Below are 12,937 nucleotides of genomic sequence, written 5' to 3'. Positions count from 1 at the left end.
TTTTAGTTTCAACGCTTGAACATTTTATTTTAGCGCTATATATTAGCCGCCGTTGCCTAGGAACTTCCTAGAATTGTACAACCGTAGCTCAGTTGGTTAGAGCACTACCTTGACATGGTAGGGGTCGGTGGTTCGAATCCACTCGGTTGTACCAACTATTCCTTTATACAACCGTAGCTCAGTTGGTTAGAGCACTACCTTGACATGGTAGGGGTCGGTGGTTCGAATCCACTCGGTTGTACCACCACTCTAAATAACTTTCCCTAAAACTAACATTTACACCCTTTTGATATAAACACCTAAATCATTTTGTTTTGCAAAATACATAGCTTCATCAGCAATATTAATCAACTTTTTCAGAGATAACTTCTCATACGCAGACATTCTAGCGACACCTATACTCATTCCAAAATGCAACGCGAGTATATTTTCAGATACGCTGTCCATAATTGCGTTATGGATTCGCTTTGCTACTGATTCACCATCATCTTCTGATGTATTTTCCATAATGATAATAAATTCATCACCGCCAAACCTCGCCGAAATATCGCTTTTACGAGTTTGCTTTTGAATTATTTTAGCGACATGAACAAGTAATTCATCGCCGGCTTTGTGACCAAGTTCGTCGTTGACGCGTTTAAATTTGTTTAGATCCATGAATAGCACAGAGCAATTCATTTCATTTCTGGCGCAAAGTGATAAAAAGTTTTCACCAGCTTCGTTTAAAAAAGCGCGGTTATGGAGACGAGTGAGTTCATCATGTGTCGCACTAAATATTAGTTGCTCTTCTAGTTTCAGCTTTTCCATTGCAACTGATGTTATAAGGGCAGCTACTTTAACAACCTCAATTTCAGCTTCTGTCGGAGACTTTACTTCGTGATGATAAATCGCAAACGTCCCCATGACCTCTTTGTAAGAGTCAGTGAAAGGAATAGACCAACATGCATGAAGATTAGCTTGTTGGGTAAGCGCTAAATATGGTTGCCAATTTGCGTGCGAATTTATATTTTCGACAATAACAGGTTTATTTAAAAATGCTGCTGCGCCACAGCTTCCCACATTTTCGCCTATTTTCACGCCTTCAATGGCATCGTTGTAGAAATCAGGTAGGTTATTTTCAGCACCACTGTGTAGTGTATTGTGTTCTTTATTTAAAGTTAGAATAGAAACCTTACAGCCAGGCAAAAATCGTTCTACTGTTCCGATCACTTCTTTGAGAAAAGGAGCGATATCCGAACTCAATGCTAAATCGCTTAGAAGGCGATTAAATTGCCTATGAACTGTTAATAAAAATAAATTTTGGTCCAAAACTACACCATCTAACAAATTAATAACCTGCGAATAGAAACATGCCCTAACTCACGTATTTTCTACAATTAAAGTATACGCTAAACAATGAAAAATAGTGCACTTTTGCATCATTTAGCATAAACATGTTCTGTATAACACTAAATTAATTAGTTGTATTTTACAGTCAAATTTATGCTTTTTCTTTAAATTCTAATACGGTAGCGTTAATACAGTATCTGTCTTGTCCTCTTGGACCTTCGCCTTTAAAAACATGACCTAGATGAATGCCGCTCGATTTAGAACGTATTTCAATTCGTTGCATACCAAAACTACTGTCGTCATGGTAAGTGACACTGTCTTTTACAGGACGAGTAAACGACAACCAACCTGTACCTGAGTTGAACCGTTTTGATGTTTCAAACAATGGCGCACCGCTTAGTTTATCAATAAACACGCCCTCGCCTGTTTTCTTGAACAGATCGTATTCTTTACAAAACGGTCTGTCAGTTCCCTTTTGAAAAGCAACTTCATAGGCTTCTGAGTCACCTAATTTAAATGCACCCAGCGCTTGATAAAAGTCTTCACGGGTCATATAACCCTGAAAACCAGCCACTTCTTTACCATTTTCAAAAAATAAAATGGTAGGCGTTGCCCAAGTCGCTGAACGAACCACTAAACCGTCAAGTTGATCTGAATAGCGATAAGTTAATGGAATGGTGCCTTGATAGTCGTTCAGTACGGTAGATTTAAGTTTTTCACAATATGGGCAGTAATTGCGAGAATCAATGATCACCACTTGCTTGCCCACCAGCAATGAACTGTTATCAACTTTATTTGGTTTTGTTTGCTTAAACGTCACACCAGTAGAATGATCAGGGCAGTAACCATTTGGGTTTTTAGCAATGTAGTTTTGATGATATTCTTCGGCACGATAAAACTGCTCAAGTGGCTTCACTTGGGTCTTTATTTCTCCATACCCAGCCTTGCTTAATAAGTTCTGAAACTCTGTTTTTGCTTCATTGATCACTGAAAGCTGTTCAGGTGTGTTATACAAAATAATTGAACGGTACTGAGTACCAATGTCATTGCCTTGGCGATTTTCTTGTGTTGGATCATGCTTTTCAAAAAAATGTTCAAGCAATGCACGTGTATTGAGCATATTGGCGTTGTAAGTAACTTTCACGACTTCAGCATAATTATCGTCATCAAAACGTCGTTTACGTTTGATGATCTCTTTATAGGTTGCTTTAAAGCCACGGCCATCTGCATAACCAGACTCAGCGTCTAGCACCCCTTCTAACTGTTCATAGCCTTTTTCAGCCCCCCAGAAACATCCCGAACCCAGCACCAATGTTTGAATATGAGAAGTTGCATTGTCTTTATCCATTGCATTTGAAAATAGAGGAAAAAATAGCAATGTAGACAAAATCGTAATTATTACTTTCATTTAATTGACCTAAAATGTGCTTAAAACATATTAACTATGACCTTGTGGATGTGAATTTACTTTCATCCACCGTTTAAACTCGTAAATTGAACGACATTGAGTGTCTTTTTTTACGAATTTAATGTAAAAAGCCAACAAATTATTTATCTAGGAATGTACTATGAAATTTGTTTCACAGATCAGTGCAATCGCGTTAGCAGTTTCTGCATCGAGCGCATTTGCAGCAGACTTCAATTTCAACTCTAAATTAAGCAAGGGTGATGCACTTGTTGTTTTCCAAGCAGGCGAAGCAGCAACACAATTTGATTTCTTAGATAGAGATACCAAAAAACAAATTAATCGCGCTATTAGAACAGCTGAATTCAAAGGTGCTTACGGTAAAACATTAGAAGTAATCGCACCAGTTGACAGCGATTACGGCCGCATCTTAGTGGTTGGTTTAGGTGAAGAAGACAAGCTTGACTCAGCAAAAATGGCTAAGCTTGGTGCTAACTTACACGCTAGACTTGAAGGTAAAAAAGTAAATAAAGCGACAATCGCGTTTGAAGATGTAAAAGGCGCAGCTAGCAACGCTGACCTTGCAGCACAACTTGCACACGGTGCAAACTTACGTGATTACACGTTTGAGCTATACAAAAAAGAGCCAAACAAATTCAACGTAACTTACAACATCGATGTAGCTAACAAAAAAGCAGCATCGAAAGCGTACCAGCAACTAGCAAACATCGAAAAAGGTGTATTTTTAGCACGTGACCTAACGTCTGAAGTACCAACTGAAATGACGCCTGTTGATTTCGCAAAAGCAGCAAAAGAGCTTGAGCAATACGGCGTTAAAGTAATTATTTTAGAGCCTGCAAAACTTAAAGAGCTTGGTATGGGCGCACTTGAAGGTGTTGGTCGTGGCTCTAAAGACGGTTCACGTCTAGTTGTTGCACATTATGAAGGTAATAAAAGCACACCAATCGCACTTGTTGGTAAAGGTATTACATTCGATTCAGGTGGTTACAGCATCAAAACTGGTTCATCTATCAACCGCATGAAATCTGACATGGCAGGTGCTGCAGCGGTTCTTGGTACTGTTAAAGCAATGGCACTAAGCAAAGCAGACGTAAACGTAGTTGCGGTTATGGGTATGGCTGCAAACATGGTTTCAGAAAACTCAATCGCTCCAGGTGATGTACTTCGCACGGCTGAAGGCATTAGTGTTGAAGTATTAAACACTGACGCTGAAGGTCGTTTAGTATTAAGTGACGCTATGTGGTACGCACGTGAATACTACAAACCAGAGATCATGATCGATGTGGCAACACTAACTGGTTCTAAGATCCGTGCAGTAGGTAACCGTTACTCTGCAATCTTCTCAGATGACCAAACGCTAGTTGACCAAATCACTGTTGCTGGTAAGCAAGTAAACGAGCCAGTATGGCGTTTACCATTAGGCTACAAAGACATGCTTAAGTCACCAATTGCTGACATCGCAAACATCGGTTCAGGTGGCCCAGGTGCAACAACTGCAGCATCATTCTTACAACACTTTGCAGGTGATACACGTTGGTTACACATAGATATCGCGGGTAACGCGTTAACTAACTCTGCAAAAGATGAAATACCAGCAGGCGGCACAGGTTACGGTGTTCGTATGCTAAGTAACTGGCTTTTAACTAACAAGCAGTAATAACTGCACCAGTTAAAACAGTTCATCTAAAAAGCCACATCCATTTATAGATGTGGTTTTTTTGTATTGGTTTGTCGCTAAGGTACTCAATACTTGTCTGTTATGACACAATAAGAAAATAAATATAATAATCGGAACAACCATGACCTGCGTGCAATGCTATCAACTTAGTGAACAAGCATTAGTTCTATCAATTGACGGATTAATTACTCAGGAAATACGACAAAAAATCTTTGCGCTCGCACAAACCGCAAACAATACCAATGATTTTTTTGACATAGTTCCAGCCAACTCATCTATTACCTTCTACCTCAATGACTTTACTCGAGCTGATTATTGGTTAGAACAGCTAATCACCCTATGGGAAAAAAGTGAACCTGAAGCATTCACACCGAAGACACATCTAATCGATACCTTCTATGGCGGTGAATACGGCCCTGACTTAAATGAGGTATCTGAGCTTACCGGTTTAAACCAAAAACAAGTCGTCGAGTTACATGCATCGAAAGAGTATCTGGTCGGATTTTTAGGCTTTTTACCTGGGTTTGGTTATTTAGAGTCGCTCCCAGAGCAACTTAGGTTGCCTCGAAAAGCCTCGCCAAGGGCGCATGTACCTTCACTCAGTGTTGCAATAGCAGAATCTCTTACTGCTATTTACCCGTCTAGCTCTCCAGGAGGTTGGCACCTTATAGGCAGGTGCGAACACCCCTTATTTGAGCCTAATGCTGATTCGCCAAGCTTGTTAGCACCCGGTGATATTGTGAGATTTATTCCTAAGGAGCACCGCCAATGCTAAAAGTGATCAAACCCGGCGTTTTCAGCAGCATTCAAGATTTAGGTCGTAAAGCTCATCGTCATTTAGGTGTCTCGCAATCTGGCGTACTCGATCCAATCGCATTGAAAGCAGGCAATGCACTACTAGGAAATAAAGAAACTGCCGCCTGTATTGAAATTACTGTTGGTCTGGCTGAATTTGAATTTACTAAGCCATGTAATTTTACCATTACAGGGGGCAACCTGAATGCAAAACTCAATTCAAAAGCCCTCTACCCTGGATGGCGTTATCATGCAAAAGCGCGCGACATCATTAAATTTTCCAGTCATCCAGAGTTTTTACGCGCCTATTTATGTGTAGAACATGGTTTCGATGTACCGAAAGTAATGAACTCTCGCAGTACCGACTGCCAAGCGAAATTTGGCGGTTTTGAAGGAAACCCGCTGCAAAAAGCTGACTGCATTCCATTCTCTGAAAGCTTAGCTCCTTGCTCAGAGCTGGCTGTAAAACCCTCTGACTATACAAACGTGGTAAGAGTACTCAAAGGCCCACATTGTGATATCTTGCCAGAGAATTATTTAGCACAGCTTTTATCGAAAACTTGGACGATCAGCGACTTGAGTAATCGTATGGGTGCCCGTTTAGAACACTCCTCATTGTTAACGCACCAAAAAAGCATTGATTCGCAAGGTGTTCACCCCGGCGTTATTCAATTACCGCCAACAGGCACCCCGATTGTTTTGCTCAATGACTGCCAAACAACAGGTGGGTACCCAATTATTGCCTCTGTGATCCAAGCAGACTTACGTCATTTTAGCCAATTAGCGCCAACTAAAACTTGTCGCTTTGAGCTGGTAGATTTTGATGTGGCTAACACTGCATTGAAAAAACAAGAACAAGAAATAACGCGGTTCAAAATCGCAAAACAACAATTAGAAAATAAGAAGTAACATCATGTTTGATTTAAACTATATGCCGCTGATTGGCATTCTAGTCGTTGTGGTTGGCTTTGCCTTAAAGTTCAACCCACTACTGGTTGTGACCGCGGCAGGTCTTGCCACAGGTATAGCTGTGGACATGGACTTTATCGCCTTAATCGAAACCTTTGGCGAAAAGTTTATGAACTCCCGCCAACTCGCTAGCTTTTTACTTATCTTGCCTGTGATAGCTATTCTAGAACGCTACGGTCTGCAGCAGCGAGCAAAAACTTGGATTGCTGTCATTAAAGGCGCTACAACCGCCCGTATTTTAAGCATGTATTTTGTGGTACGTGAATGCTCTGCGGCGCTAGGCCTTTTAAGTCTAGCGGGCCAAGCGCAAACAGTTCGCCCATTACTTGCCCCTATGGCATTAGGTGCCGCCGCGAATACGCATGGTGAATTACCTAAACCAATTAAAGACTTAATTAGTGCCCACGCCGCGGCTTGCGACAACATCGCGGTGTTTTTTGGTGAAGATATCTTTATTGCTTTTGGCGCTGTACTTTTGATGGACGCCTTCTTAAAAGAAAATGGCATTGCGGGCATTGAGCCTCTACACATTGGTCTTTGGGCTATTCCAACTGCTATCGCCGCTTTAATCGTTCACCTGTTCCGTCTTGCGCGCTTTGAAGCAAAAATTAGAAACCTCATTGCAGAGCATAAATCACAGCAAACGAAAAACGCTGAGGGGGCATTATCATGAGTGCCCCAGTAAACGAGAATACAGTGAATAGCACAGCCATTATTTCAATTGAAAACATCTATCTTTTGATTGGATTTGTTGTGATGTTTTTAGTGGTTAAAACCTTACAAGATAAACAGCATCCGCAAAAATACACCACAGCCCTATTTTGGTTCTTGTTTGGTAATGTATTTTTATTTGGTGATCTCTCAATACAATTAATTGGCGAGTCTCTCACCTATCAGTGGGTTGGCTTTAGTGTCATCGCCATTGCCTTACTTGCTGGCTTTGGCAAAGTCTCGATGGGCTCTTACCATCAGCCATCAGAAGAGCAACTTGAAAGTGACGCTAAGCGAATAGGCAATAAGTTATTTGTGCCCGCAGTTTTAATCCCAGTCGTCACTGTGGTCTGTACATTGCTCTTAAGTAATTTGAATATTGCTGAGGTGTATTTATTTGACCAAAAACATGTAACGCTTGCTTCACTCACCCTCGCATGTGGTGTTGCACTGATTGTTGCTTGGCGTTTTACCTCAGGCTCGCCTTTCCAAGCACTCTCTGAATCGCGCCGTTTGGTAGATTCAATTGGCTGGGCGGCCATTTTACCGCAAATGCTCGCCATGTTAGGTGGTGTCTTTATCGTGGCTAATACCGGCACGGCTATTCAAGACCTCGTGAAGCTATTTATCTCGCCAGATAACCGCTTTATGTTAGTGGTGTTGTACTGTGTTGGTATGGCGCTATTTACCATGATCATGGGTAATGCCTTTGCGGCTTTCCCTGTGATGACTGCGGGTGTCGCCCTACCGTTTTTAATTGAAGGCCACAGCGCCGCTGCAGCACCGCTTGTTGCCATAGGCATGTATTCTGGTTACTGCGGTACGCTGATGACGCCAATGGCTGCGAACTTTAATATTGTGCCTGCCGCACTGCTTGATTTAAAAGACAAATATCAAGTTATTAAAGTGCAGATCCCAACGGCCATTGCATTACTTATTATCAATATTTTCTTAATGTACGGAGTGATCTTTAATGACTAAACAGGCCAAGACCGAATTAAAGACCGTGCTCCTGACGGGTTTTGAACCCTTTGGTGGAGAAAGTATTAACCCATCATGGCAAGCGGTAAAACAATTACATGGTCAAAGCATTAATGACCACCAGGTTGAATGTGTAGAGTTGCCTTGTGAGTTCGGCCGCTCCCTTGAACACTTATATCAAGCGATAGAAAAACATCAGCCAAGCTTAGTATTGTGCATTGGTCAAGCAGGCGGCCGCTCTCATATTTCAATTGAGCGTATCGCCATTAATATCGACGATGCCCGCATTGCCGACAATGCAGGTAACCAACCCATTGATACTGCCATAATTACTGATGCTCCCGCTGCATATTTTGCCAAGTTGCCTATCAAAACCATGTTTAAAGGCTTGGTTGAAGCAGGTATTCCGGCTGAAGTTTCGAATACGGCAGGCACCTATGTGTGCAACCATGTGATGTTTGGTTTACTGCATTATATAGCGCGCCATTTTGGTGAGAACGACGAATCAATCCGAGGTGGCTTTATCCATATTCCATTTTTGCCAGAGCAAGCTGTGCACCACGGTGGTGCACCAAGCATGAGTCAAACAACGGTTGTTGATGCACTCAAGCTATTGATAAAAAATGGACTTTCAAGCGAGGCTGATCTCAAATTAGCCGCTGGCACCACACACTAATCACAGCAATTCACCCTCTTTTTCATATTGGTGCAATAGCGCTTTGCTATTGCACCAACTTTGACATAAAAAATTCATTTTAAGCCTAATTATCTATGTGACTTAACTAAAATTTTCTGTTAGTTATAGAGGCTGTACCTGCGCAATTTTACAATTCTTTAACTATGCCTGACAAAACAGGCAATGCGCAGACAGCAATTAACAGGAATGAGGTAATTATGTGTTCTATTTTTGGAGTACTAGAACTTAAGACAGATCCCGCTCAGTTGCGAACACAAGCAATTGAGATGTCTAAAAAGCTGCGACATCGAGGCCCAGATTGGTCAGGTGTCTATTCATCAGATAAAGCCATTTTAGTCCATGAGCGCTTAGCAATCGTTGGCGTTTCAAGTGGTGCGCAACCACTATACAATCCTGAGAAAACCCATATTCTCGCAGTAAACGGTGAAATCTATAACCACAAAGAACTTGCTGCGAACTTAACCACTGACTTTGAATTTCAAACCGAATCAGATTGCGAAGTCATCTTAGCGCTATACAAACAAAAAGGCCCTGAGTTTTTAGACGATCTGAACGGTATTTTCGCGTTCTGCTTATACGATGAAGAAAACGATGCTTATTTAATTGGTCGTGACCACATTGGTATTATTCCACTTTATACGGGTCGCGATCAGCACGGCAACTTTTATGTCGCCAGTGAAATGAAAGCGCTAACACCGATTTGCACCAGCATCGAAGAGTTTCCTCCGGGTCATTATCTATATTCAAAAGAAGGCTCGCTACATAGCTACTATCAACGTGACTGGCAGTCATTTGATGCTGTAAAAGACAACCCAGCCAGTGCTGAAGAAGTAAAAGACGGTCTTGAAGCTGCAGTTAAACGCCAACTTATGTGTGACGTACCTTATGGCGTATTACTGTCTGGCGGCTTAGATTCATCGGTTATTTCGGCAATAACGCAAAAGTTTGCCGCGAAACGTATTGAAGACAACGATGAGTCAGATGCATGGTGGCCTAAACTACACTCTTTTTCTATTGGTCTTGAAGGCTCACCTGATTTAGCTGCGGCGCAAAAAGTTGCAGATGAAATTGGTACAGTGCACCACCCTATTCACTTTACCGTTCAACAGGGGTTAGATGCACTACGAGAAGTGATCTATCACCTTGAAACCTATGATGTAACTACGGTTCGCGCATCGACGCCAATGTATTTAATGTCGCGTCAAATTAAAGCCATGGGCATTAAAATGGTACTTTCAGGTGAAGGGGCTGATGAGCTATTTGGCGGTTACTTATACTTCCATAAAGCGCCAAATACGCAAGAATTCCATGAAGAGTTAAACCGTAAAGTTTCAAAACTGCATATGTTTGACTGTTTGCGCGCGAACAAATCAATGGCCGCTTGGGGTGTTGAAGCGCGCGTACCATTCTTAGACAAAGAGTTTGTTGATATTGCCATGCGCACCAACCCTGATTACAAGATGTGTAAAGATGGCCGCATTGAGAAGCATATCGTTCGTGAAGCATTCGACGGCTATTTACCTGATGAAGTGTTATGGCGCCAAAAAGAGCAGTTCTCTGATGGCGTAGGCTATTCTTGGATTGATTCTTTGAAAGAGTTTGTTGAAGAGCAAGTATCTGATTCTGAACTTGAAAATGCGCAATATCGCTTCCCTATCAATACCCCTGATAGCAAAGAAGCCTATTTCTATCGCACAATCTTTGAAGAGCACTTCCCAGGTGAAGCCGCTGCGAAATGTGTACCACACGGAAAATCAGTTGCATGTTCAACCCCGCAGGCTTTAGCTTGGGATAAAGCATTCCAAGAAAATGCCGACCCATCTGGTCGCGCAGCAAAAGTGCATAACGACGCTTATTAAATTTTACTTTTTACTCTAAACAAAACGCAGCTTTTTAGCTGCGTTTTGTTTACGCGGGGTATAACTCCAGACTTTTTAGCTTTTAGCTTTTCACTCTCAAATCATAAAACCCAATTCAGTATCAAAAATGACCCCATACCTATAACCACCACTGCCAAGGTATTTTTAATTTTTAAACTCGCCAACACTGTAATTAATCCAGCATACAAAAATGGACTATGAAAAAACGCAACGCCTTCCGTTTTATGTCCTAAAAACACAATCGGCACCCACATTGCAGTCAACACTGATGGTGCTGTGTACTGCAACAATTGTTTTACTCTCGGGCTCAAGTTAATTGGTAGTGACTTCATAAAAAATAGATATCGACATGAGAAAGTGATGGCAGTCATTAATACTATCAATAGATCGTTATTCATCCCTTAACTCCTGTTTAGTTTCGACACTCACGGCACGCTTCTTCGCTTCGCTCTTTATTGTGGTACTCTCTTTTGCTGAACTCTTTTTTGCAAAGTAGTACCCAGTAAACATACCGATAAAAGTTGAGGCAATTAATGCATACTCAAATGCTAACAGCTCTAGAATCAGAACAGAGACACCACTTGCCAATACCGACATAAAAACGGGTTTGTCTTTTATGGCTGGCACCACTAAAGCGATGAAAGTTGCCGCAATCGCAAACTCCAATCCGTAGGCTTGCAGATTCTCTATATTATTACCCGCCACTATGCCCACCAGCGTGGCTAGATTCCACATCACATAAAAGGCAATACCCGACGCAACCGCATATACATAACAAAAACGTTTATGTTTTGCGATGTAGGCGTTAGTCAACGCAAACATTTCATCTGTTAAAAAAAAGGCAAAAACGAAACGTTTAAACAAGGGTAAATCTTTCACGTAACTCTGAAAAACTGCTGAATATAATAAGTGACGAGAGCTTATTACAAATGTTGAAGATAAAATCGGCATAGCAGGGCTACCCAAGCCAATTAATTGCATGCCAGCTAACTGCGCGGCTCCTGCAAAAACAAACAAAGACATGGCCTGTGCCTGCCAAGGCGACAACCCAACTTGAATGGCTAAAGAACCACATAAGATCCCCCACGGGATCACAGCCACACAGAGCGGAAACATATCAATGAACCCGCGCACAATAATACTCAAATTACCTTGTTGATTTTCAGCTTGCATAGGTGCTGTATTGTCTAATTCTTCTATTAAGGGTTTGGATGATGCCATATTTAAAGCTCAACGATGAATAGTTTATCGTTAAAGCATAATCAGTGTGCAAAACAATTTATTGTACAAAGTTGCGCTCGTAAATTGCTTTTATACCCATCCTCTTAAATAAGTGTTCTATTTTGAGGGTTGGTTTTAGCTAGGCTACTACTGACGTGAGTTGAAACTGTTTAGGGGTTGTGCCCAATGCTTTTTTAAAATGGCGGTTGAAATGACTTTGGTCGTGAAAACCACAGCCGATAGCGGTATCTAAAATCGATGCACCAGTGCGAAGCATCTTCTTTGCTTTGATAAGCCTGGCCTGAATTTGATAGGCATGGGGCGTGATACCAAATGCCTGATTGAATTGGCGCACAAAGTGAAATTTACTGCAGCCAACTATATTAGCTAGCTGCTCTAACGAGACGTTAACTTGGGTATATTCGTCTAAAAACTCTCTCGCGAGTTTGAGTTTTTGTACATCAACACTGGCTGCTTTTACAGCTTCGACATGACGACCATAGCCAGCCGCTAATTGTGCCAAGGTACTGTACAACAGCGTTTCAATAAGTAATTTTGATGCCCCATTTTCAATCTGTTCGAATATACATCTGAGCTGGGCCGCTATTCGAGCATCTTCAATCACAGAGTCTTTAAAATAAGGTGTGAGGCTTTGATTATTTACTAAATCTTTAGAGATTTGATTAAAGTGCTCAACAGTCGGATAAAGGGCTTTATATTTCCAGCCACCCGCCGTTGCTGTTTCGCCTGTGTGAACATCATCGGCATTAACTAGAATAATGCTATTTTGAGCAGCAACATGATTTGCCCCACTGCGATAAAAACGCTGCGCCCCCTGCTCAATCAAGCCAATGGTATAGCCTTCATGAACATGCTTAGAAAAGGTTTGTCGCTCATATTGTGCATCGACTACCTCAAGGCCGTTTAATACATCGGCATAGTGATATTTTGCCTGCTCTTTTGCCAACCGATTTGCCTCTAAATAATAGTATTTCTTTTATAACACTATTTAAGCAATCTGTTTTGTACAAAATTGCTGTTTCAATGCCCTATTTTATAAACCACATCTCAATAGCACCGACTTTATGTCGGATCAAAACCCGCAAACCCACAAAGAAGCATCAAGCCTCTTCACAAATTCTAAAACCCCGGTAGTACCGACTTTATGTCGGGTTTAACCCCCATAAAAAAAGCGCTGAGTTCATAACTCACCGCTTTCTCAAGGTCGATAAAAGAAACCGTTAATTTAA

12 protein-coding genes and 2 tRNA genes are annotated in these 12,937 nt (G+C 41.5%); 9 read left to right on the top strand and 5 right to left on the bottom strand.

Features of this window, described 5'->3' with window-relative positions:
- Window positions 1–77: 77 nt before the first annotated feature.
- Together ACGHEH_RS09015 and ACGHEH_RS09010 are read left to right on the top strand one after the other, a co-directional pair.
- Window positions 78–154: transfer RNA gene (locus tag ACGHEH_RS09015), tRNA-Val, on the top strand.
- A gap of 13 nt (window positions 155–167) precedes the next feature.
- Window positions 168–244: transfer RNA gene (locus tag ACGHEH_RS09010), tRNA-Val, on the top strand.
- 32 nt (window positions 245–276) lie between these two features.
- Here ACGHEH_RS09010 and ACGHEH_RS09005 read toward each other — a convergent pair.
- Complete coding sequence (locus ACGHEH_RS09005; RefSeq protein WP_390444269.1) at window positions 277–1,308, bottom strand: diguanylate cyclase; 1,032 nt, start codon at window positions 1,306–1,308, stop codon at window positions 277–279.
- Window positions 1,309–1,480: 172 nt separating this feature from the next.
- Complete coding sequence (gene msrA, locus ACGHEH_RS09000; RefSeq protein ID WP_390445170.1) at window positions 1,481–2,677, bottom strand: peptide-methionine (S)-S-oxide reductase MsrA; 1,197 nt, start codon at window positions 2,675–2,677, stop codon at window positions 1,481–1,483.
- Between the two features lie 220 nt (window positions 2,678–2,897).
- Here msrA and ACGHEH_RS08995 point away from each other — a divergent pair, with 220 nt between their 5' ends.
- The 7 genes from ACGHEH_RS08995 (at window position 2,898) to asnB (ending at window position 10,445) form a co-directional block, all read left to right on the top strand.
- Window positions 2,898–4,412: a leucyl aminopeptidase gene (locus tag ACGHEH_RS08995; protein WP_390444267.1), complete on the top strand. Its 1,515-nt coding sequence runs from the start codon at window positions 2,898–2,900 to the stop codon at window positions 4,410–4,412.
- A 142-nt stretch (window positions 4,413–4,554) separates the two neighbouring features.
- A complete protein-coding gene (gene pxpB, locus ACGHEH_RS08990) occupies window positions 4,555–5,208 on the top strand; it encodes a 5-oxoprolinase subunit PxpB (protein ID WP_390444265.1) in 654 nt (217 codons plus the stop codon).
- Window positions 5,202–6,137, top strand: a complete 936-nt coding sequence (locus ACGHEH_RS08985) for a biotin-dependent carboxyltransferase family protein (protein ID WP_390444263.1) — start codon at window positions 5,202–5,204, stop codon at window positions 6,135–6,137. Before pxpB ends, ACGHEH_RS08985 begins: the two co-directional genes overlap by 7 nt.
- Before the next feature lie 4 nt (window positions 6,138–6,141).
- Window positions 6,142–6,870 carry a DUF969 domain-containing protein gene (locus ACGHEH_RS08980; protein ID WP_390444261.1) on the top strand — a complete coding sequence of 243 codons (729 nt, stop codon included), beginning with the start codon at window positions 6,142–6,144 and terminating at the stop codon, window positions 6,868–6,870.
- Complete coding sequence (locus ACGHEH_RS08975; protein ID WP_390444258.1) at window positions 6,867–7,889, top strand: DUF979 domain-containing protein; 1,023 nt, start codon at window positions 6,867–6,869, stop codon at window positions 7,887–7,889. The genes ACGHEH_RS08980 and ACGHEH_RS08975 overlap by 4 nt, the downstream gene beginning before the upstream one ends.
- Window positions 7,882–8,565 carry a pyroglutamyl-peptidase I gene (pcp, locus tag ACGHEH_RS08970; RefSeq protein WP_390444255.1) on the top strand — a complete coding sequence of 228 codons (684 nt, stop codon included), beginning with the start codon at window positions 7,882–7,884 and terminating at the stop codon, window positions 8,563–8,565. Before ACGHEH_RS08975 ends, pcp begins: the two co-directional genes overlap by 8 nt.
- Before the next feature lie 218 nt (window positions 8,566–8,783).
- The gene (asnB, locus tag ACGHEH_RS08965; RefSeq protein WP_390444253.1) at window positions 8,784–10,445 is read left to right on the top strand and encodes an asparagine synthase B; all 1,662 of its coding nucleotides are present in this window, start codon (window positions 8,784–8,786) and stop codon (window positions 10,443–10,445) included.
- 101 nt (window positions 10,446–10,546) lie between these two features.
- Here the strand turns inward: asnB and ACGHEH_RS08960 are convergent, their stop codons facing one another.
- The 3 genes from ACGHEH_RS08960 to ACGHEH_RS08950 all read right to left on the bottom strand — a co-directional run bounded on the left by ACGHEH_RS08960 (window position 10,547) and on the right by ACGHEH_RS08950 (window position 12,654).
- Window positions 10,547–10,864, bottom strand: a complete 318-nt coding sequence (locus tag ACGHEH_RS08960) for an AzlD domain-containing protein (protein WP_390444250.1) — start codon at window positions 10,862–10,864, stop codon at window positions 10,547–10,549.
- Window positions 10,857–11,687, bottom strand: a complete 831-nt coding sequence (locus tag ACGHEH_RS08955; RefSeq protein ID WP_390444247.1) for an AzlC family ABC transporter permease — start codon at window positions 11,685–11,687, stop codon at window positions 10,857–10,859. The genes ACGHEH_RS08960 and ACGHEH_RS08955 overlap by 8 nt, the downstream gene beginning before the upstream one ends.
- Before the next feature lie 139 nt (window positions 11,688–11,826).
- Window positions 11,827–12,654 (bottom strand): AraC family transcriptional regulator, encoded by an 828-nt coding sequence (locus ACGHEH_RS08950; protein ID WP_390444244.1) that lies wholly within the window; start codon window positions 12,652–12,654, stop codon window positions 11,827–11,829.
- Window positions 12,655–12,937: the final 283 nt, after the last annotated feature.

It is taken from the genome of Pseudoalteromonas sp. MTN2-4, assembly GCF_042848605.1.
Lineage (GTDB): Bacteria > Pseudomonadota > Gammaproteobacteria > Enterobacterales > Alteromonadaceae > Pseudoalteromonas.
This window is presented reverse-complemented; position numbering and strand designations above follow the sequence as displayed.

What these genes read in the sequence shown, in the direction of transcription:
- msrA (WP_390445170.1), bottom strand. Translation starts at nt 2,677, where the DNA reads ATGGATAAAGACAATGCAACTTCTCATATTCAAACATTGGTGCTGGGT.
- ACGHEH_RS08995 (WP_390444267.1), top strand. Translation starts at nt 2,898, where the DNA reads ATGAAATTTGTTTCACAGATCAGTGCAATCGCGTTAGCAGTTTCTGCA.
- pxpB (WP_390444265.1), top strand. Translation starts at nt 4,555, where the DNA reads ATGACCTGCGTGCAATGCTATCAACTTAGTGAACAAGCATTAGTTCTA.
- ACGHEH_RS08985 (WP_390444263.1), top strand. Translation starts at nt 5,202, where the DNA reads ATGCTAAAAGTGATCAAACCCGGCGTTTTCAGCAGCATTCAAGATTTA.
- ACGHEH_RS08980 (WP_390444261.1), top strand. Translation starts at nt 6,142, where the DNA reads ATGTTTGATTTAAACTATATGCCGCTGATTGGCATTCTAGTCGTTGTG.
- ACGHEH_RS08975 (WP_390444258.1), top strand. Translation starts at nt 6,867, where the DNA reads ATGAGTGCCCCAGTAAACGAGAATACAGTGAATAGCACAGCCATTATT.
- pcp (WP_390444255.1), top strand. Translation starts at nt 7,882, where the DNA reads ATGACTAAACAGGCCAAGACCGAATTAAAGACCGTGCTCCTGACGGGT.
- asnB (WP_390444253.1), top strand. Translation starts at nt 8,784, where the DNA reads ATGTGTTCTATTTTTGGAGTACTAGAACTTAAGACAGATCCCGCTCAG.
- ACGHEH_RS08960 (WP_390444250.1), bottom strand. Translation starts at nt 10,864, where the DNA reads ATGAATAACGATCTATTGATAGTATTAATGACTGCCATCACTTTCTCA.
- ACGHEH_RS08955 (WP_390444247.1), bottom strand. Translation starts at nt 11,687, where the DNA reads ATGGCATCATCCAAACCCTTAATAGAAGAATTAGACAATACAGCACCT.